15 protein-coding genes are annotated in these 19,696 nt (G+C 70.2%); 9 read left to right on the top strand and 6 right to left on the bottom strand.

The features are described 5' to 3' along the window. Nucleotides 1-5: 5 nt before the first annotated feature. The gene (locus IEV99_RS10920; protein ID WP_188517827.1) at nt 6-2,276 is read right to left on the bottom strand and encodes a PAS domain-containing protein; all 2,271 of its coding nucleotides are present in this window, start codon (nt 2,274-2,276) and stop codon (nt 6-8) included. A 278-nt stretch (nt 2,277-2,554) separates the two neighbouring features. Here IEV99_RS10920 and IEV99_RS10915 point away from each other — a divergent pair, with 278 nt between their 5' ends. Genes IEV99_RS10915 through IEV99_RS10905 form a run of 3 tightly spaced genes read left to right on the top strand, consistent with a single transcriptional unit; the run spans nt 2,555 to nt 5,577 of the window. Beyond that, entirely contained in the window at nt 2,555-3,316 is a 762-nt protein-coding gene (locus IEV99_RS10915; RefSeq protein WP_244643809.1) for a glucosamine-6-phosphate deaminase, read from the top strand. 2 nt (nt 3,317-3,318) lie between these two features. Then, nucleotides 3,319-4,338, top strand: a complete 1,020-nt coding sequence (locus IEV99_RS10910) for an N-acetylglucosamine-6-phosphate deacetylase (protein WP_188517825.1) — start codon at nt 3,319-3,321, stop codon at nt 4,336-4,338. Nucleotides 4,339-4,392: 54 nt separating this feature from the next. After that, on the top strand, nt 4,393-5,577 hold the full coding sequence (locus IEV99_RS10905) for an extracellular solute-binding protein (RefSeq protein ID WP_188517824.1): 1,185 nt from the start codon (nt 4,393-4,395) through the stop codon (nt 5,575-5,577). Nucleotides 5,578-6,107: 530 nt separating this feature from the next. Here the strand turns inward: IEV99_RS10905 and IEV99_RS10900 are convergent. Genes IEV99_RS10900 through IEV99_RS10885 form a run of 4 tightly spaced genes read right to left on the bottom strand, consistent with a single transcriptional unit; the run spans nt 6,108 to nt 8,703 of the window. Beyond that, a complete protein-coding gene (locus IEV99_RS10900) occupies nt 6,108-6,749 on the bottom strand; it encodes a CDP-alcohol phosphatidyltransferase family protein (protein ID WP_188517823.1) in 642 nt (213 codons plus the stop codon). A 3-nt stretch (nt 6,750-6,752) separates the two neighbouring features. Further along, nucleotides 6,753-7,142 carry a hypothetical protein gene (locus tag IEV99_RS10895; protein ID WP_188517822.1) on the bottom strand — a complete coding sequence of 130 codons (390 nt, stop codon included), beginning with the start codon at nt 7,140-7,142 and terminating at the stop codon, nt 6,753-6,755. Continuing rightward, entirely contained in the window at nt 7,139-8,089 is a 951-nt protein-coding gene (locus IEV99_RS10890) for a phosphatidate cytidylyltransferase (RefSeq protein WP_188517821.1), read from the bottom strand. Before IEV99_RS10890 ends, IEV99_RS10895 begins: the two co-directional genes overlap by 4 nt. Beyond that, nucleotides 8,086-8,703: a lysophospholipid acyltransferase family protein gene (locus IEV99_RS10885; protein ID WP_371875786.1), complete on the bottom strand. Its 618-nt coding sequence runs from the start codon at nt 8,701-8,703 to the stop codon at nt 8,086-8,088. The genes IEV99_RS10890 and IEV99_RS10885 overlap by 4 nt, the downstream gene beginning before the upstream one ends. A 268-nt stretch (nt 8,704-8,971) precedes the next feature. Here IEV99_RS10885 and IEV99_RS10880 point away from each other — a divergent pair, with 268 nt between their 5' ends. The 4 genes from IEV99_RS10880 (at nt 8,972) to IEV99_RS10855 (ending at nt 15,053) form a co-directional block, all read left to right on the top strand. After that, on the top strand, nt 8,972-12,001 hold the full coding sequence (locus IEV99_RS10880) for a cyclic nucleotide-binding domain-containing protein (protein WP_188517819.1): 3,030 nt from the start codon (nt 8,972-8,974) through the stop codon (nt 11,999-12,001). A 168-nt stretch (nt 12,002-12,169) separates the two neighbouring features. Continuing rightward, nucleotides 12,170-13,474, top strand: a complete 1,305-nt coding sequence (locus IEV99_RS23740; RefSeq protein WP_244643808.1) for a DUF4399 domain-containing protein — start codon at nt 12,170-12,172, stop codon at nt 13,472-13,474. A gap of 12 nt (nt 13,475-13,486) precedes the next feature. Next, nucleotides 13,487-13,921: a DUF4399 domain-containing protein gene (locus tag IEV99_RS10860; RefSeq protein ID WP_244643807.1), complete on the top strand. Its 435-nt coding sequence runs from the start codon at nt 13,487-13,489 to the stop codon at nt 13,919-13,921. After that, nucleotides 13,911-15,053 (top strand): formylglycine-generating enzyme family protein, encoded by a 1,143-nt coding sequence (locus IEV99_RS10855; RefSeq protein WP_188517818.1) that lies wholly within the window; start codon nt 13,911-13,913, stop codon nt 15,051-15,053. Before IEV99_RS10860 ends, IEV99_RS10855 begins: the two co-directional genes overlap by 11 nt. A 179-nt stretch (nt 15,054-15,232) precedes the next feature. Here the strand turns inward: IEV99_RS10855 and IEV99_RS10850 are convergent, their stop codons facing one another. After that, nucleotides 15,233-16,993 (bottom strand): caspase family protein, encoded by a 1,761-nt coding sequence (locus IEV99_RS10850; RefSeq protein WP_188517817.1) that lies wholly within the window; start codon nt 16,991-16,993, stop codon nt 15,233-15,235. A gap of 227 nt (nt 16,994-17,220) precedes the next feature. Here IEV99_RS10850 and IEV99_RS10845 point away from each other — a divergent pair, with 227 nt between their 5' ends. Then, nucleotides 17,221-17,649: a hypothetical protein gene (locus tag IEV99_RS10845; protein ID WP_188517816.1), complete on the top strand. Its 429-nt coding sequence runs from the start codon at nt 17,221-17,223 to the stop codon at nt 17,647-17,649. A 16-nt stretch (nt 17,650-17,665) separates the two neighbouring features. Continuing rightward, nucleotides 17,666-19,675: a CHASE2 domain-containing protein gene (locus IEV99_RS10840; protein ID WP_188517815.1), complete on the top strand. Its 2,010-nt coding sequence runs from the start codon at nt 17,666-17,668 to the stop codon at nt 19,673-19,675. Nucleotides 19,676-19,696 lie beyond the last annotated feature (21 nt).

Genomic DNA, 19,696 nt, shown 5'->3' with positions numbered 1-19,696 from the left:
CGCCTTCAGCCGAGATTGGCGATCGGCGCGGAGAAAACCACCTCGAGCCCGTCGCTGGCCCAGTCGTGACGCAGCTCGCCGCCGAGTTGGCCGGCGGCGCTGCGTGCGGCCAGGACGGTGCCGAAGCCCGTGTGCTGGGGCGCGCCTGCGACCGGGGGACCGCCGACCTCCCGCCAGGTGAGCCGGTAAACGCCGTCCTGGATCCTCCCCGTGACGAGAACGCGCCCGGTCTCGACGCTGAGGCAGCCATATTTCATGGCGTTGGTGGCCTGCTCGTGCAGGATCAACGCGAGCGCCGTCGCGCTCTTCTCGTTGATCGCGACGTCGTCGCCGTGGATCTCCACGCGGGCGTGCCCCTCCTGGAGGTAAGGCGCGAACAGGAGACGGAGCAGGCCGAACATCGTCTCGCCGCCGATCGTGGAGGCGCTTTCCGGGCTGTGAGGCCGAACATACTCGTGGGCCTGGGCGAGTGCGAAGAGCCGGTCCCGCAGGCCCGCGGCGAAGTTCTGCGCCTCGGGACGGCCACGCGACGAAAGCGTGACGAGGCCGTTCACCACCGTGAAGATGTTCTTGATCCGGTGGCTCAGCTCGCGCGTCAGCAGCTCGCGGGCTTCCTCGGCCTGCTTGCGGTCCGTGATGTCTACCACCGTTCCGGGACAGCGCATGGCCCGTCCGGAGGCGTCGGGCTGGCAGCGGCCGCGGGCCGCGACCCAGCGCACGCTTCCGTCCTTCTGGGTCACCCGGTATTCGGTTTCGTAGCTCGAGGCTTTTTCGACGGCCGCCGCGAGTTCGCGCATCACCCGCGCCCGGTCCTCGTCGTGGATGGCGTCGAACACGGCCTGGGTCGGGATCCCGGCGGCCCCTTGCGCCTCCTCGACGCCGAAGAAGCGGGAAAAACGGGCGTCCGCGACCACGCGATCAGCCTGGATCTCCCACACGCAGGTGCCGATCCTCTCGGATGCGTCAAGCGCGAGGTGCAGGCGCTCCTCGCTGGCCCGCAAGGCGCGCTCCTGCTCTTTTTGCAGGGTAATGTCGCGGAAGATCACCGAGACGCCGAGCACCCGCCCATCGGCGCCTTGCATCCGAACCGCGCTGGCCGCCACCTCCACGAGGCTGCCGTCCTTGCGCCGGCGCACGGTCTCCAGGTCAATGTGCCCGTGCCGCATCGCCAGGTCGAACACGCCGGTTTCGTTCTCGGACGCCGTGAGGCCGTCATCCGGAACAAGCAGGCTCACGGGCGCGCCGATCGCCTCCGCGGCCGTGTAGCCGAAGAGGTCGGTGGCCGACTGGTTCCAGGTCTGAATCCGCCGTTCGGTCGCCGAGATGCTGAAGATCGCATGCACGGACGAAGACACGATCGCGGCGAGCTGCGCGTTCGCGGTTTCCGCCTGCTTGCGATCCGTCACGTCGCGGTGGACGCCGACAAGGCGCTGAGCCCGGCCATTCGCGTCCCGCTCGATGGTGGCGCTCGCCGCGATCCAACGAACCTCGCCATCGCTGGGTCGGATGATGCGATATTCGGCTTCGTATTCGGTGTTCTGGCCGCGAACCGCGTCGACAAAGGCCTGCTCGACCTGGGCGCGATCATCCGGATGAATGCGTCGCACCCAATCAGCGTGGCTCTCGTCCGCATCTTCGGGGCGCAGCCCGTGGATCTGAAGGTACTCGGGCGACCGCTGGTTCTTGAAGCCGTCGCGCAGGTCCACATGGAGTGCGCCGATGCGGGCGATCCGGTGCAGGCGCTCCAGCTCGGCCTCGCGCTCCGCCAGCGAGGCGATCAGGCGGCGCTGCTCGAGAAGGCTCATGACCTGCCGGGCCAGGGCGCGAAGCACCTCGGCCTGCTCGGCCGTTAACCCCGCAGGCCTCGGCTTGTAGTCCAGCACGCACATGGTGCCGATCGCCACGCCCTCGGGCGTTTCCAGAAGGGCGCCGGCGTAGAACCGCAGGTGCGGGTTGCCGGTGACGAGGGGGTTGCAGGCGAAGCGCGGATCCCTGGTCGTGTCCGGCACGACGAAAAGGTCGCGCTGCAGGATCGCGTGGGCGCAAATGGAAACGTCGACGGGCGTCTCGCGCACGCCAAGGCCGATCTCGGCCTTGAAGAACTGGCGCTCATCGTCGATCAGGTTCACGACCGCGATCGGTGCGTCGCACACCCGCGACGCAACCTGGCAGACGCTCGCGAAGGCTTCTTCGGGAGGGGTGTCCAGGATGCCGTACCGGCGCAACGCGGCGAGCCTCGCCGCCTTGTTGAAAGGGTCTTCCGCCCTGTCGTTCAAAAACCGTCTCCTGGCGGACAAACCGACGCGCGGCCTCTGAGCGGGGCTGCGACGCTTCCTTGAAGATGACGCAGCGGGCGCGGCGCGAGGGGCGCCGTCCACGACCACAATTTTTCCGATTAGTCGTTTAACATCTTCACGATGCAATTGCGCCCCCAACACGGCCTGGTCGTGGCGCAAAAGGAGGCAGCCGCCGCAGGGGGGCCATGCGCGGCGGCGCGGTTGACAGGACGGGTTCAAACGAGCCGTCATGGCTCCTTTCCGAAGGGAGCCGTCGTTTGAAAGTCTATATCGCCCCATCCAAGCTTCTCGCGGGGCAAGAGGCCGCGCGCACCGGCGCCGCGGCCATCCGGGCCGCGATCCGCGATCGCGGCGAGGCCCGCGTGATCGTGGCCACCGGCGCAAGCCAGTTCGAGATGCTGGATGCGCTGGTGCGCGAGCCGGACATCGACTGGGCGAAGGTGACGGGCTTCCACCTCGACGAGTATATCGGACTGCCGGAGAGCCACCCCGCGAGCTTCCGCGGCTACCTGCGCGAGCGCTTCACCGGGCGGCTGCCGACGCTGGGGGCGTTCCACTTCGTCGACGGCGAGTCGCCTGCGATCGAGGCCGAGTTGGCGCGGCTGGCCGGGCTGGTCGCCGCCGCGCCGATCGACGTGTGCTTCGCGGGCATCGGCGAGAACGGCCACCTCGCGTTCAACGACCCGCCCGCCGATTTCGAGACCGAGCAGCCCTATATCGTGGTGGATCTGGACGAGGCCTGCCGCCGCCAGCAATTCGGCGAGGGCTGGTTCCCGACGCTGGAGGACGTGCCCCCGCAGGCGGTGTCGATGAGCATCCGGCAGATCCTCAAGAGCCGCCTCATCGTCCTGACCGTGCTGGACGCGCGCAAGGCCGCGGCCGTGCGCGGCGCGCTGGAGGGCCCGGTCACGCCGGATGTGCCGGCCTCCATCCTGCAGCGCCACCCCGATACGGTTGCGTATCTTGACCCTCCCGCCGCGGCCGAGCTCTCGTCCGGGTTCCCGCCGCGGCGAGCCTGACCATGCGCTCGCAAGGGCTCCTCGACATCCAGGTGAACGGTTTCGCGGGCGTCGACTTCAACGACGCCGCGCTCACCCCGGAGGCGCTGGACCATGCGCTGGAGGCCATGCTGGCCACCGGCGTCACCGCGTGCCTGCCCACCATCATCACGGCGCATCCTCACGAACTCGCGGAGCGCTTCGCCGCGCTGGACGCCGCCGTTGCGAGGAGCCGGCTCGGGCCCGCGATGGCGCTCGGCTACCATCTCGAGGGCCCCTTCCTGAACCCGGCGGACGGCTACAAGGGTTGTCACCCGGCCGCCGCGATGACGCCGCCAGACCCCACTCTGGTCCAGTCGCTGCAGGCCAGCCTGAGCCGCCCCATCCTGCTCGTGACGGTCGCGCCGGAGCGCGACCCCGACAACGCTTTCACGCGCTGGGCCTGCGACGCCGGGATCGTGGTCGCGATCGGGCACAGCAACGCCACGGCCGCCGAGGTCGCGCAGGCGGCCGAGGCCGGCGCCACGCTGTCCACGCATCTGGGCAACGGCGTCGCCCACCAGCAGCACAAGTTCGACAACCCCATCGTGGCGCAACTGGCCGAGGACCGGCTCTGGGCGGATTTCATCGCCGACGGCGTGCACCTCGCGCCCGCGGCCCTGAAGGTCATGCTGCGCGCCAAGGGGCTAGAGCGCTCCATCCTGGTCACGGACGCGGTTGCGGCCGCGGCCTCGCCACCCGGGCTCTACCCCTTCGCTGGCATGACGGTGGAAAAAACAGCTGACGGCCGCGTGAGCCAGCCTGGCACGCCTTATCTGGCGGGCTCCTGCCTGACGCTCGACGGCGCCGTCCGCAATGTCGTGCGCTGGGGGTTGGCGACGCCCGAGCAGGCGGTCGCGATGGCGTCGACCCATCCGCGCACGCTGCTCGCGCCGGCGATGCGCCGACATGGCGTCGTGGAGCCGCCAAGCGAAGTGACATGGTCGCCGACGCTCGCGGTCGACGAGGTTCGGTTGAACGGATCGGTCGTGGTCGGGGGCTAGATCACGGCCTGGGACTGCCACACACTGCCAATCTTAACGGGAGGGATCACCATCATGCAGGGGCCATTTTCACGGCGCGACGTCCTTGGAGGCATCGCGGGTTCGGCGCTGCTCGCCACCGGCGCGCGGGCGGCCGGGCCGGCGCTGCCGACATCGCCGGTGGCGATCACCATCATGGACGTTGGCGGCGCGCTCGCGCTGCTGCAGCCGGGGTTCGACGCCTACAAGGCCGCGAAGCCCGAGGTCGTTTCGCGCATCACCTATGTGAAGGCCCCTGCGCCCGAGCTCGCAGCCAAGATCAAGGCGCAGCAGAACGCCGGCAAGAGCGATCTCGACCTGATCCTGACCGGCAGCGACGGGCTCGCGGCCGGCCTCGACCAAGGCCTCTGGACCAAACTGTTTCCGGAGCACGAGGCGTCGTTCCCGGGCATCGAAGCGAATTACGAGCCCGCCGCGCTGCGGCTGTTCAAGGCGCAGGGCCAGGGCTTTGCGGTCGTGTGCGCCTACTACCCGTCCGGCCCGCTGCTCGAATACGCGCCCGAGCGCGTCGCCAAGCCGCCGGGCTCGGCCGAGGAACTGCTGGAATGGGCGAAGGCCAATCCCAACCGCTTCATGTATGCGCGGCCGGCCAATTCGGGCCCGGGCCGCACCTTCATGATGGGCCTGCCCTACCTCTTGGGCGACAAGGACCCGGCCGACCCGGTGAACGGCTGGGAGAAGACCTGGGCCTACCTCAAGGAGCTCAACAAGTACGTCGAGTACTATCCGACCGGCACCGGCGCGACCATGAAGGAGTTCGGCGAGGGCTCGCGCGACATCATCATCTCGACCACCGGGTGGGACATCAATCCGCGTGCGCTCGGGATCGTGCCGAAATCCGCCGCCATCGCGACGCTGAAGGGCTTCCACTGGGTGTCGGACGCGTTCTTCATGACGGTGCCGAAGGGCGTGCCGGCCGACCGCTTCGCGGTGCTGCTGGACATGATGAACTTCATCCTGCAGCCCAAGATCCAGGCCTTCGCGTATGACGAGGGCTACCTCTATCCCGGTCCGGCGGTCCGCAATGTCGGCCTCGAGCTGGCGCCGCAAAAGAGCCAGGACGTGATCCGCGAGTTCGGCCGGCCGGAATACGCCAAGCTGATCGCCGACAACCCGATCGAGCTGCCGCTGACGCCGGACAAGATGGTGGTGGCCTTCCGTCGCTGGGACGAGGAAATCGGCAGCAAGACGAAGAAGTGAGATCGTCCGGGCGGGCGTCTGCGCGCCTGCACGGCTGACATCGACGCAAAACGCCGCCCTCCTGGGCGGCGTTTTTGTGAGAGCCTGACCGTTTCTCAACACCCTCATCCTGAGGAACATCGCCTCTTGGCGATGTGTCTCGAAGGACGAGGGGTCCAGAAGGCTGATGCCGTCGTGCAGGCTGGAGTCCCTCGTCCTTCGAGACGCAGACCCAAGCGGGTCTGCTCCTCAGGATGAGGGGATCGAAGGTGTATGAAGCTAGATAGCCGTAAGCTGCTGGCTGCGAAGCTGGAGCACCACGGTGTTGGCTCTTTGAGCACGGACAATCGCCGCCCCTGCCCGGTCATTCAAATCCTCAACACCCCTCATCCTGAGGAACATCGCCCCTTGGCGATGTGTCTCGAAGGACGAGGGGGTCCAGGAGGCTGATCCGTCGTGCAGGCTGGAGTCCCTCGTCCTTCGAGACGCAGACCCAAGCGGGTCTGCTCCTCAGGATGAGGGGATCGAGGGTGTATGAAGCGAGCTGGCCGTCAGCGCCCGCGAAGCGCCAGCACGGTGTTGTTGGCCCGCCTGGCGACCGTGATCGCCGCACCAACCGCGATCACTCCCAGGGCGACGACCAGAACCCCTCCCCGCCCGAGCCAGAGCGGCTCAAACAGCGAAAGCATCGCGGCTGCCGTGATTGTCGCCATGCGGTGCTGCTTGGCCATCGGACCCGAGAAATCGGCCGGAAGCCCGCAGGCCCGGCCGAGTTCGCGCGTGTAGGCGGTGAGCACCGCCATGGCGGCCGCAGCCCAACCGAGGGCCGGAGCGCCGGCGCCGTAGCCGGCGCCGACCAGGATCAGGATGTCGGCGACCCGATCGGGAAATTCGTTCCAGAACGGTCCGTCGGGCGCCTGCTTGCCGCCCTCGATCGCCACCATGCCGTCGAACAGGTTGCAGAGGAGCCGGAACTGGCAAAACAGCGCCGCAACCAAGAGCAACCCGGCGCGCGGCCACGGCTGGACAAAGCCGGTCAGGCTGAACGCTGCGCCGGCGACCGCCGCCATCGCGATGCTGGCGACCGAGATCTGGTTCGGGGTAATGGATGCGGCGCTCAGGCGCCGCGCGACGGCTCGGGCCCAGCCAGAGTTCCGGCTTGCGAGGGGTCTCCTGTTGTTGTCCACCGCCACCGGTCAGGCCCTCTTTGCGCGCCAGAGCGCGAGGTTGTAGAGCGCCGCGTAGCTCGTCGAAACGGTGAGCGGCAAGGCGATCGTGCGCGCGATCTCGGGCGTGCTGCCCAGCGCGTGAAGCGTGGTCAGCGCGCAGGCCGAGACGATCAAGGCGACCAGCGGCGGGGCGACGAGCCCGACAGGCCCTTCGAACCAATCGGCCAACCGCTCGATCGCGCGTTTCAGCAGCAGGGTGATGGCGGCCGACAGCGCGCCCTGGATCAAGCCTGCCTGCAGCCACGTCGGCGTCGGATGGGCCCGGTTGGCGAAAGCCGCCCAGCCGCCCATCGCCAAGAATGCGAAAGCGACATGCACGACGCTGCTGTCCATCAGGCCGCGGCGCGATGTGGTCATGTGGCCGACCAGCCGTAACGGACGAGATGAAAGAAGATCGGGGCGGAAAACACCACGGAGTCGAGCCGGTCGATGAAGCCGCCATGGCCGGCGATCAGGTGGCCCCAGTCCTTGACGCCGCGATCGCGCTTGATCGCCGACATCACGAGTCCGCCGAAGAAGCCCATCAGCACGATCACGAGCGACAGGAAGGCGGCCTCCAGCGGCCGGAACGGCGTCATCCACGCCAGCGCCGCGCCGATGAGCGTGGCGCTGAGCGCGCCGCCGACAAACCCTTCCACAGTCTTGGAGGGCGACAGGCGCGGGGCGATCTTGGTGCGGCCCAGAAGTTTGCCCCAGATGTACTGGAGGACGTCGCTCATCTGCACGACGATCACCAGGAACGCGATCAGGAGGACGTTGCGCCCCTCGTAGCCGGGGATCTGCAAAGTCAGCAGCGCCGGGACGTGCGAGGTGCAGAAGACGCAGATCATCTGAGCCCACTGCACCTCGGCGATGCGCACGAGATAATGGTCCGTGTCGCCGCGCAGCGCCGCGATGATCGGCATCAGCAGGAAGGCATAGACCGGGATGAAGATCGCGTAGAGCCCATACCAGTCGATCCAGACCAGATAATACTGCACCGGCAGCACGATGAAGAACGCGGCGGCCAGCGCCCAATGATCGGCGCGGCGCGTGTTGGTGAGCGTGATGAACTCGCGCAGAGCCGCGAAGGAGCAGAACGCGAACAGGAGCGTCACGCCTGTCTTGCCGCCGATCAACGCCAGACCCATGAGGACGACCATGATCCACCAGGCCCGGATCCGGTCGTTCAGGTTCTCGACCACGGCGTTCTGGCCGTCCGGCGACAACCTGCGATGGAGCGCGTAGCCGATCGCGGACGCCACGATCAGAACGGCGAGAAGGCTGGCGAGCACGACGAGGAGGTCACGATGCGGCATCGTCATGGCGCGGTCGCCTTTGGCGACAGGGCGAGCAGCGCCTGTTCGGCGCGGGCCAGAAAATCCTGCTTTCGTTCCGCGGCGGCCAGCCGGAGGGGGGCTCCGAACGTCACCGTGCAGATCAGCGGAATGGGCACGAACTCGCCTTTCGGCATCACCCGGTTGAGGTTGTCGATCCAGACCGGGACCAGCGGCACGTCCGTGCGAGCCTTTGCGAGGTGATAGAGCCCGCTCTTGAACGGCAGGAGCCGCGCCTCGGTCGCGTTGCGGGTGCCTTCGGGGAAGACGATGAGCGACAATCCCTGGTCCAATACGTCGGTCATTATCCGGATCGGGTCGTTGGCGCGGCTGACGCGCTCGCGGTCGATTAGTACTGCGTTAAATACGTCGCACCCGATAAACCACCGCAGGCGAGACTTGAGCCAGTAGTCGCTGCCGGCGACCGGTCGGGTCGCAAAGCGCATCCGTCGCGGCAGCACCGTCCAGATCAGGACGAAATCGCCGTGACTGGCGTGGTTGGCGAAATAGATCCGCTGCTCGTCGGTCGGCGCGACGCCGTCCCAAAGCCCACGAACCGCCGTGATGAAGCGGGCGACGACGACGATGAGCACGCCAGCCAAGCTAATTCCTGCCGCCCGCATCGCATCTCCGGACATCCCTCGGGAAGAGCCGGATCAATCGAGGGTTTGTTGATCCTGGTCTGTGCGGATCGGCACAGCAAAAGGGACGCGTGGCGTCCGGGGGCATGGGCCTCGCGCGTGCCGGGGTTTAACTAAACCGCGCGCTGTGCGTCATTACACGGCCTGGACATGGCGCTCGCCCGCCGCCGCGGTTAATCTCGACGCACCGGCGCCCGAGCGGCGGTCGGGGCGAATCAGGGCGATCACGGTGCAGCCGGCCACTCCCCAGCGCGAGCGTCTGTTCGCCTATATCTGGCGCTGCAGCCGCGGCGAGCAGTTGCGCGTGCTGGCGGTCGTGCTGCTCTCGATGCCGTTCTACTACGCGTCGCTGGACGTGCCGAAGTTGATCGTCACCGACGCCATCCAGGGCCGGGCGTTTCAGTCGTCCGCCACCGCGCCCCTGTTTCGCATCGTATCGCCCTGGAGCGGCGCGGTTCTGTTTCCCGGAATCGAGTTCGACCGCACCTCCTACCTGTTCGCCCTGTCTGGACTGTTCCTCGCTCTGGTGCTGGTGAACGGCGCCTTCAAATACGTCATCAACATGCGCAAGGGTGCGCTGGGCGAACGCGTGCTGCAGCGTCTGCGCTTCGAGCTCTTCGCCGCGCTTGTGGCCCGCACGCCCGACGCGGGACGGCGCATCAGCGCCTCCGAGGCGGCCACCATCATCAAGGACGAGGTGGAGCCCGTCGGCGGGTTCGTGGGCGACGCCTTTATCCAGCCCATCTTCCTGTTCGGGCAGGCCGCGACCGCGCTGGCGTTTATTCTCATCCAGAGCCTGCCGCTGGGCGTCTGCGCCGGCGCGCTCGTGGGCGTGCAGGCGGTGATCATCCCGCGGCTACGGCGCGAGCAGCTGCGCCTCGGGCGGATGCGGCAGCTGCAGTCACGCGCGCTCGCAGGGCGCATCGGCGAGGTGGTGGATGGGCTCGACGAAGTCCGCAACCACGGCGCCGCGCCCTACGAGATGAGCCGCATCGCCGGCCGGCTCGAGGAGCTGTTTTCGATCCGCTACCGCCTCTACGGGCGCAAGTTCGCAGCCAAGTTCGCCAACAACCTGCTCGCGCAGGCGACGCCATTCCTGTTCTACTCGCTGGGCGGCTATTTCGCGCTGCACGGCGAACTCGCCATCGGCCAGCTCGTCGCCGTGATCGCGGCCTATCGCGACCTGCCCCCGCCCGTGAAGGAGCTGATCGACTGGGATCAGCAGCGCATGGACGTGGAGGTGAAGTTCCAGCAGGTCGTGGAGCAGTTCCCGGCGCTGGACGCCCCCGCGGCGACGGGCGCACTCACGCCCGCCGAGCCCGCCGGCGCGGTGTTGTCGGCCGTTGCGGTGGAGCTTGGCGGCTCGCCGGGCGAACCCGGCTCCGAGAAGGTCTCGCTCAGCATCGCTCCCGGGGACCATGCGGCGCTGTTCGGGCCGCACGAACTCGCCAGCGCGCTCGCATCCGCGTTGGCGGGACGGCGCCAGCCGGCATCCGGCCACGTCTCCTACGGCGACAACCGGCTCGACCAGATGGACGACGCCACGCTGGGCCGGCTGTTCGCCTATGCGGGGCCGGACCCGGCCGTGTTCGCCGGGAGCTTTCGGGACAACCTGCTCTACGGGCTGCGCCGCGGCGGGGACGCGCAATGGCTCGACCTGGACGCAGCCGGCGTGAGCTCGCTCGAGGAGCTCGGCGAGGCGGTGCTGCGGGTGGTGCGGGTGGTGGACCTGGAGGCCGACATGCGCCGGGCCGGGCTCGCGGCCAGGATCGACCCGGCCGCAGAACCCGATCTGGCGGCCCGGATCGTCGCCGCGCGGGACGCGCTGGCGGAGGCGCTGGCGGCCGCCAACGCTTCCGACCTGGTGGAGAGCTTCGACCCCGAACGCTATGGCGAGCGCCTGTCGATCCGCGAGAACCTGCTGTTCGGGCCCCTGCCCGAGCCGGAGGCGGCTGCGGAGGCCGCGCCATTTCTGGCCGTCACGCTCTACCGGCTGGAGCTGGGGGACGCCCTGGAGGCGATCGGGCGCGGGTTTGCGGCCACGATGGTGGAGATCTTCGCCGATTTCGGGCCGCAGAGCCTCGTGGTGCAGCGCTTCGCCTTCATGTCGGCCGAGGCGCTGGACGGGCACCGCCGTGCGCTGGAGCGGCATGGGCTGGGGCGCGCCACATCCGAGGACCGGCTGAACTTTCTGACGCTCGCGCTGCGCTACTGCGAGCCTGTGCACCGGCTGGGCCTGCTCGACGACGCCCTGCGGGCCCGCATCCTGGCGGCGCGACCCGCCGTCGCCGAAGCCGCCGCGGCGGCGGGCGTCACCCTCCCGGTCTACGACCCCGCGGCCTACACGCCCGGGGCGAGTTTGCGGGACAATTTGTTGTTCGGGCGCGTGGTCTCGGAGGCGCCCTCGGCGGGCGAGCGGCTCGCGGAGGCGCTGGAGGGCGCGCTCGCGCAGACGGGGCTGACGCGCGTCGTGCTCGACGTGGGCCTGGACCAGCCCGTGGGGCCGGGCGGGCGCGAGCTCTACGCGACCCAGCGGGCCGCGCTGGCGCTCGGGCGCTGCCTGCTCAAGCGCCCGGCCGTGCTCGTGCTCGACGGCGCGCTGCAGGCCTACGGGGATGTGCGCGGCGCGCAGGCGCTCGCGGCCATCCGCGCCTTCATGCACGGGCGCACGCTGGTGGCGGCGTGCGGTCCGGGCGTGGAGCGCGCGGGCTTCACGCAGGCGGTGGAGCTCGGGACCGGCCGCGCCCGCGTCCGCGCGGGCGCGCGCGAGAGCGCGCCGGCGCCCGCCCGCCCGGAGGCCATGAGCGAGGAGGTGCGCGCGCTGCGCGCCGTGCCCATGCTCGCCTCGCTCGAGACCGCGCGCCTGAAGCTGCTCGCGTTCACGGGCGAGCGCGTGGCGTTCGCGCCCGGGCATGTGCTCATGCGCCAGGGCGACGAGGCGCACGACGCGCTCGTGCTCCTGTCCGGGGACGCGACCGTGTGGATCCAGGGGGACGCGGGCGCGCTGCGCCTGGGCGTCACTGAGCCGGGCGCGATCGTGGGCGAGATGGGCGCGCTCACCCGCGGCCGCCGCAACGCCACCGTGACCGCCAACACGCCCGTGCGCGCCCTGCGCATCCGCCGCGACGTCCTCACCGAACTGGTGCTGGAGTATCCGGATTTCGGGTTGCGGCTGCTGCAGGCGCAGATCCAGCGGACCGCCGAGGTGGAGCGGCGGCTGCTGGAGGCGCGCAACGCCGACGCCCCGCCCGAGCCCTGACGCTGCAACCAAGGCGCGCATGTGCGCAACCTCACACCTGGTTCTGCCGGCCCGGAGCAGAATGGGCGCGGGACCACACGCTCAAGCTTGCCTTGTTTCGCCCGTCCGGGCTTGTTAACTTTCAACCCAGACGAGCATTTTGTGTCCTGCGGCCATCGGAGGTCGGCGATGCTCACCCACGCGTCCCTTCGCATGCTCGTCGCCTTGCTGGCCGCCCTCGCGGCGCGTTCGGCCGACGCCCAGCAGCCGCAGCGCAAAGCCTCGCCGCCGGAGGCGCGGGTTTTCTTTGTCGACCTCAAGGACGGCGCGACCGTGCCGTCGCGTTTAACCGTGCGGTTCGGCATCGACAAGATGGAGATCGCGCCGGCCGGCGTTGCGCGGCCGAACACCGGCCACCACCACCTGGTGATCGACGCTCCCCCGCCGGCGCCCGACCAGCCGATTCCGAGCGATCCAAATCACCTGCATTTCGGCCGTGGCCAGACCGAAGCCGAGATCATCCTGCCGGCCGCCGAGCACACGTTGCAACTCGTGCTCGGCGACCAGGACCACGCGCCGCACGATCCGCCCGTGATGTCGGAAGTGCTGCACGTCCGCGTCGACGCCGCCACGGTGGAGCGGGCCCGCACGCCTTCCCCGCCCGGCGCGACCGTGTTCTTCGAGGGGCTCGACGACGGCGCCGTAATCCCGACGCGCGCCACCATCCGCTTCGGGGTGGCCGGGATCACGCTTGCGCCCGCCGGCACGAGCGCGCCCGCGACCGGGCATCACCACCTGATCATCGACGCTCCGCCGCCCGACGTCGATCGCGAAATCCCGAACGATCCCAACCACCTGCATTTCGGCAAGGCGCAATCTTCGGCCGAGGTGACGCTGTCGCCCGGTCCCCACACGCTGCAACTCGCGCTGGCCGACCACGAGCACGTGCCGCACGATCCGCCGGTGTTCTCCAAGGCGATCCGCGTCGTCGCCGAGGAGCCGCGCGCGCCCGACCGGCCCGCGGCCCCCGCGGTCGCACAGGCGGCCCCGGGGCTCGCTCAGGCGACTTCGGGCGCCGGCGCTCCCACCCGCACTCCGGCGCCGCCCGACGCGGCCGTGTATTTCATCTATCCGCCCAAAGGCGCGACCATCTACCCGAACACCACCGTGCGGTTCGGCCTGCGCAACATGGGCGTGGCGCCCGCCGGCGTCGCCAAGGCCAACACCGGCCACCATCACCTGCTGGTCGACGTCGAGACGCCGCCGCTCGACCAGCCGATCCCGAATGATCCGGCGCACCTGCATTTCGGCAACGGGCAGACCGAGAAGAAGATCTCGCTCGCGCCGGGCAGGCACACGCTGCAGCTCATTCTCGCGGACGCGCAGCACGTGCCGTTCGATCCGCCCGTGATGACGGAGCGGATCGAAGTGACCGTCATGGCGCCCCGCAAGGGGGGCGCGGCCAAAGCTGCGTCCAAGAAGCGCCGGCGCTGAGGGAGCATGGCGATGACCGCGATGGGACGAAGGATTGTCGCGCTTCTGGGCCTGCTCGCCGGGCTTGGGTTGAGCGCCGTGGTCGCGGCCGCCGGCACGGCCTCCCCGCCCGGCGCGGCCGTTTATTTCCACTACCCGCTGGACGGCATCCATGTTCCACAGCGATTCACGGTGCGCATCGGGCTCAAGGAGATGGGCGTGGCTCCCGCTGGCGTCACGAAGGCGAACACCGGCCATCACCACCTGCTGGTGGACGCCGAGCCCCTGGACCTCACACGGCCGATCCCGTCGGACTACAACCACATCCACCTCGGCAACGGCCAGACGGAAGTGCTGCTCACCTTGCCGCCGGGGCCGCACACGCTGCAGCTCGTCGTGGGCGACCATGACCACATCCCCCACACGCCGCCCGTTCTCTCCAAAAAGATCACGGTCTATGTGCGTTAGAGCCGGTCTCGCGGTCCTGATCCTGCGCGGCGTCCTCGGCGCGTCCGCAGCGTTGCTTTGGATTGGGTGCGACCGCGCCGACGCCCAGGCGCGCAGGCCGGCCGAAGCGCCCCGCGCGGCGCCGGCGCCGGACGACACGCTCGAAACGCGGTTCTGGAACTCCATCCGGGGCGCGGACGTGGCGGCGGATTTCCGGACCTACCTGGACGCCTACCCGAACGGCCGGTTCGCCGCGCAGGCCCGGGCCAGGTTGCGCGAGCTGGAAGGCGCGGCCGCGGCGCCTGCCGCGCCCTCCGCGCCCTCGCGCGCTCCCGCGGCGGCGCCTCGCCAGGTCGACAAGCCCGCGCAGGTCGAAAAGCCCGGCCAAGGCGACCCGCCGCGCCAGGCCGCGCCCGCAGCGCCAGGCCGCCAACCCGCGCCCGCGGTGGTGCAGGATTGCGACGGCTGCCCCCCGTTGGCGACGATCCAGCCGGGGTCATTCTCGATGGGATCGACCGAGCTGTTCCCGTTCGAGGGTCCTGTGCACGCGGTCACGATCCGCAAGCCGTTTCTGCTCGGGGTGCACGAGGTAACCTTCGCCGAGTGGGACGCGTGCGTGGCCGATGGCGGCTGCTCCTATGCGCCGCCGGATCGTGGCGCCGGGCGCGGCAATCGTCCGGTGTCGAACCTCGACTGGAACGACGCGCAGCAATATGTCGCCTGGCTGTCTCGCAAGACCGGCAAGACCTATCGTCTGCCGACCGAGAGCGAGTGGGAATACGCAGCCCGAGCCGGCGGCGCCACGGCTTATCCGTGGGGCGTCGCCATGGAAAAGGGCCGCGCCCAGTGCGGGGGCTGCAACCCCGAACCCGCCGCCGCGGCCGCGCCGGTCGGCAGCTTCCCGGCGAATGCGTTCGGGCTTTTCGACATGGCCGGCAACGTCGCAGAATGGGTCGAGGACTGCTGGAACGACAGCTACAAGGGCGCGCCCGCCGACGGCTCCGCCTGGACCCGCCCCCGCTGCCCCGAACGCGTGCTGCGGGGCGGCTCCTTCAACACCGACCAACGCTACGTGCGCTCCGCCTCGCGCTACAAATACGACTTCGACGTGCGCTTCTACACCAACGGCATGCGGGTTGCGCGGGAGCCGTGATTGTCGGTGGGTTCGGCCCCGGGGCGCCGGGTTGTTGGCGCCACTCTCCCCGTCATTGCGAGCGACAGCGAAGCAATCCAGCCTGATGCCGGGCCCTTAGGCTGGATTGCTTCGCCTCCGGCTCGCAATGACGGCGAGGATCTCGGGCGGCGGGCGCCGCTCCCGCGCCAAGCAAGCGCTCAGGGCGTCTGGGCCGTAGCGGGCTTGTCGCGGGCCGCGAGGGCGGACTGGAGTTTGCGGATGGCGGCGTCGAGGCGGCGCGCTTCACGCGGGGTTGCGTGTTTGCGCAGCTCGGTGAGGCGGGCGAGTTCGCGTCGGTCTGCCTCAAGGGCCTGGCGGCGCTCGGCCGCGCGTTGCTCGACTTCGCGGCGCTCCGCCTCCGTGAGGCCGGCGTCGAAGCGGCGGGAGAGGCCGGGCGCAGGATCGGCCAGCGCGACCGGCGCGGCGCCAATGTCGGCGACGCGGTCGCCGTCCTGCCGGCGGCGGGCGGCAAGCTGCTCGACTTCGCGGCGCAGAGCCTCCTTGCTCTGCTCGGCTATGCGCAGCGCCTCCTGGCGATCGGCTTCGGCGTCGGCGGCCCGCTGGCGCTCGGCGTCGAGGCGCTTCTGGGCGGCGATGCGCTCCACCTCGCGACGGTCGGCCTCTCGCTGTGCGGCCTCGCGGCGGGCGAGGTCCTCGGCGGCGACACGCTCGGCCTCGCGCCGAGCGGCCGCAACCCGCTCGGCTTCAATGCGCCGCTGCACGGCGAGCTTTTCGGCCTCGCGCGCCGCATCCTGCTTTTCGGCGCTCTGGCGCTCGGCCTCACGTTTCTCGGCGGCCTGCCGCTCGGCTTCGAGGCGGGCCTCCTCGCGGCGCTCCGCGGCGCGCCGCTCGGCGTCCCGGGCGGCGTCGGCTTCCAGTCGGGCGAAGATGCGGCGCTGCGCCTCGAGTCGGACGCGGTCCTGCTCCTGGGCTTCTCGCTGGGCGCGCTCGCGCTCGCGGGCCCGCTCCTGCTCGAACGCGACGCGCTGTTCCTCGACCTTGCGGAAGCGGTCCAGCATGTCGAGGCGGTATTGCGCCTCGCGGGCGAAGGGCGAATTGGGATAGCGGGCCTTGAACGCCTGGAATTCGGCCGCATCGGACGACTCGCGCACCCGCGCCCAGGCGAGCGCGTCGGTTTCGCCGCCATTCAGGAAATAGTCGCCCAGCAGCGAGATCGACACTTCGGGCCGCTGGCGGCCCTCCGTGCGCTCATACACGTCCTGCGTGACGCGGCGGAACAGCGTGGCGATCTCCAGCCCAGGCTCGGCCAAACGGCGGATCAGCGCTTCCGTGAAGGGGCTGTTGCGGCCGCGGCCATCCTGCGCGACCTGGTCGGGCGCGGTCGCGTAGGCGATCACCAGCCCCTCGGTGCGATCGATCCGGGCGAGCCCGCGCGAGGCCGAGACGGCGCGGCTCGCCTGGGTAAGACGACGATCGAGCGGGTTGTCCCGGCAGGCGTCCAGCACGATGATCTTGACGCCGCTGGAGCGCTCCAGCGCCGACATGACACGGGCCACATTGACGGCCTGGAACTCGACGTCGTTGTAGTCCTCAACCTCGATGTCGATCGGCAGCAGGTAGTTCTGGCGCTGGTACTGGATGCCATGGCCGGCGTAGTAGAACAGCGCCGCATCGGCGCCGGCGGCCTTGCGGGCGAATTCCGAAAGGGCCCGGTCGAAGCCGCCCTTGTCGGCGTCCGTGCGCAGGATGACGTGGAAGCCGAGCTTGCGCAGCGCCTCGGCGAGGTCGGGCGCATCGTTGAGCGGGTTTTCGAGCCGGTTGATCTTGCCGTAGTGGGCGTTGCCCATCACGAGCGCGACGCGCCGGTCCGCCATCGCGGAACCGCATGCGAGCGCCAGAAACATCAACCAGACGAGAGCGACCGTGGCGCCGGCGCTCCGCGATGGGATCCTGATCATCGCCATCACATCCAGCCCGCATCGCAGGCGCGACGGGGCGCGTCTTGCGGAGCCGAAAGCGTAAGCGCGAACCGGAACCCCGGCAATTCGTCGACGGCCCGCGACGTGCGCGGGCGCACACGGTCGGCCTGCAACTACAGCGTGTCTTTCGGCACCGCACGGGCTGCTGTCTGCGCTATGCTGGCGCTCTCGCTTGGTCGCCGAACGCGTCGCCGCAGGAGGGCTGCATGATTGGCTCGAGATGGTCTGGACATGGCCCGCCGCTGGCCGGCCTGGCGCTTCTGGCGGCGGGCCTGGTCGCGCCTGGCGCGGCCTGCGCGCAGGAGCAGCCGGCCGGCTATGTCTCGGCGCTCCGGGGAAAGCCTCAGGTGCTGGCCGATGGCCGCCTCGCCCCCATGGCGTTGATGCAAACCCTTCCGGCGGGCGCGATGGTGGTGCTGCGCGCCCGGGAAGGCTTCGCGTTCTGCCACGAAGGCGCCAGCAAGACGTTCCGGGTGGAGGGCGCGGGCGCCGTGCATGTCGGCCAGGGCGGCATCGACGCCGATGGCGACGGGCCGCGGATCGCCCCCATGGGAGCATGCGCGCCGCCGGCCTCCCCCAGCGAAACGGGCGGCGTGCTGTTGCGATCGGTGCGGCCGCCGGCCTCGCCGAAATAGGAGGCGCCAGCGTTCCATGACCACAGGCGCGGCGCTCGGCAAGCCCTTCTGGCGACAGCGCGCGCTCTCGTCGGCAGCCTGCTTTGCCCTCGTGGCGGCTTGCGCGGCGATAGGCGGCTGGAGCGGTTTCTCTGGACCGTTCTCGCCTCTTTCAGGGCCGAACGCGCCGCTCTACGACCTCTCGGCCGCGCTGCTGCAACACCCGGACGCCGCCAGCGCGTGGCCCAACGCCGTGGTGCTGCTGATCGACCAGGAGACGCTGGACGGGCCGCCCTGGTCGCTGGCGCCGCGCGCGCTGCAGCATCGACAGCTGGCCGAGCTCGGCCGCCGGGCGCTGGACCTGGGCGCGCGCAAGGTGGGCTTTGATCTCGTGCTGGCGCTCGACCCGGCGGACCTCGCGATCGCGGGCGCGGACCTGCGCAGCTTCGACGCTCCGCTGCGGGCCCTGCTGGAACGCGAGACCGACCGGGTCGTGATCGGCTCCTACCCGACCGTGCGACCGGCGCAGGCTTATCGCGACCTTGTCGGGCCGGGCGGCGTCGGGGTTGTGGACCTCCAGGCGGAGGAGGACGGCGTGGTGCGCAGCGTGGCGACGCGGCTGCGGCTGGCGACGGGCGAGATCCAGGCCGGCTTCGCGGACCGCCTCGCGGCGAACGACGACGACGACCTCAGCGTGCGCGAGCAGAGCCGCGTGCTCTTGTTTCCGGGCGCGCCGCTGCGCACCGCGCCGGTGATCACGGTGCGGCGCTTCGAGAGCTGTCTGGCGTCCGCGGACGGGTTGGGGCGGCTGCAGGCCTCTCTCCGCAACCGCGTGGTGCTGATCGGAACCGGCATCGTGGGCGAGGACCTGCGGCGCGGGCCGGACCGGTTCATGCGCCAGCCTGCCGCCGCCGCGCCGGCGGACCCGTGCGCACCGGCCGGGCTGACGCTCGATTTCGGCGACCGCAACGTGGCGCCGGGCGTGCTCGTGCAGGCGGCCGCAGTGGAGAGCGCCGCGTCGGCGCGCACGCCACGCCTGGCGGACCCGCCGGCGCGGGCGGCCGCGAGCGGACTGATGGCGGCGGCCGCCGTGCTGGTGTTTCTGGGCTTGAGCCGCCGGCTGGCCCGGATGCCGGCCGAGCGGCCGACGCTGTTCTCCACCACCGCGGTGGCGTTTGCCGGGGTGGTCGCCGCGATCGTCGGGCTCGCGGCGGCGTTTCTGGGCGTCGCCGCGCTGGCCGTCCGCGGGTTGGGCCTGTGGTTGCCGCTCGGGCACACGCTGATGCTGGTGAGCGCGGCGGGGTTCATGGGCGCAATGACGCTGGCGGTGCGGCGCGACCTGGCGTTGGCCGACCTGCGGCGCTCGTTTGGCCGCTACCTGCCCGCCAAGGTGGTGGCGGCGGCGCTGCGGCGGGACGACGTGGTGGGCGGCGAGGAGCGGCCGATCTCGGTGCTGGTCGCGGACCTGCGCGGTTTCATCCAGTTCTGCGAGAGCCGCCGACGGCAGCCGACCGCCATTATCCAGGCCTTGAACGCCAAGTTTGCGGCCGCGCAGGCGGTGCTGGACCGCTACGGGGCGACGCTGGACAAGTTCGACGGCGACGCCGTGATCGCGTTCTGGAACGGGGTGGGCGAACAGCCGGACCACGCCGCCCGGGCGGTGGCGGCCGCGATCGAGCTGATCGAGCAGGACGCGCTGCCGGGCGAAGACGGCGGCGAGGGGCTGCGCTTCAAGGCCGCGGTGGCGAGCGGGCTCGCCTTCGTAGGGGACTACGGCTCCAAGCAGAAGACGAACTTCAGCGCCATCGGCGACCCCATGAACCTCGCGGCCCGGCTGGAGGGCCTGTGCAACCCGCACGGCGTCCCGATCGTGATCGCGGCCGAAACGCTCGAGCAGGCGCGGGCCGCGCCCGGGACGGACCCGGCCGTGCTGGCCACGCTGGCGCGCACGCGCTTTCGCGACCTCGGGGCCGTCCCGCTGAAGGGTTATACGGAGCCGGTGCGCATCGCCACCGCGGAGGCGCGATGTCCGCCGCAGGGTCGGTAGGGCTGGCCGCAGCCGAAAGGC

Origin of the sequence: Alsobacter metallidurans (assembly GCF_014636935.1) — a bacterium.
GTDB classification, from domain to species: Bacteria; Pseudomonadota; Alphaproteobacteria; order Rhizobiales; family Beijerinckiaceae; genus Alsobacter; species Alsobacter metallidurans.
The sequence above is the reverse complement of the archived record's forward strand: the minus strand, read 5'-3'. Positions and strand labels throughout refer to the sequence as shown.

What these genes read in the sequence shown, in the direction of transcription:
- IEV99_RS10840 (WP_188517815.1), top strand. Translation starts at nt 17,666, where the DNA reads ATGACCACAGGCGCGGCGCTCGGCAAGCCCTTCTGGCGACAGCGCGCG.
- IEV99_RS10850 (WP_188517817.1), bottom strand. Translation starts at nt 16,993, where the DNA reads ATGATCAGGATCCCATCGCGGAGCGCCGGCGCCACGGTCGCTCTCGTC.
- IEV99_RS23740 (WP_244643808.1), top strand. Translation starts at nt 12,170, where the DNA reads ATGCTCACCCACGCGTCCCTTCGCATGCTCGTCGCCTTGCTGGCCGCC.
- IEV99_RS10860 (WP_244643807.1), top strand. Translation starts at nt 13,487, where the DNA reads ATGACCGCGATGGGACGAAGGATTGTCGCGCTTCTGGGCCTGCTCGCC.
- IEV99_RS10905 (WP_188517824.1), top strand. Translation starts at nt 4,393, where the DNA reads ATGCAGGGGCCATTTTCACGGCGCGACGTCCTTGGAGGCATCGCGGGT.
- IEV99_RS10910 (WP_188517825.1), top strand. Translation starts at nt 3,319, where the DNA reads ATGCGCTCGCAAGGGCTCCTCGACATCCAGGTGAACGGTTTCGCGGGC.
- IEV99_RS10895 (WP_188517822.1), bottom strand. Translation starts at nt 7,142, where the DNA reads ATGACCACATCGCGCCGCGGCCTGATGGACAGCAGCGTCGTGCATGTC.
- IEV99_RS10890 (WP_188517821.1), bottom strand. Translation starts at nt 8,089, where the DNA reads ATGACGATGCCGCATCGTGACCTCCTCGTCGTGCTCGCCAGCCTTCTC.
- IEV99_RS10845 (WP_188517816.1), top strand. Translation starts at nt 17,221, where the DNA reads ATGATTGGCTCGAGATGGTCTGGACATGGCCCGCCGCTGGCCGGCCTG.
- IEV99_RS10855 (WP_188517818.1), top strand. Translation starts at nt 13,911, where the DNA reads ATGTGCGTTAGAGCCGGTCTCGCGGTCCTGATCCTGCGCGGCGTCCTC.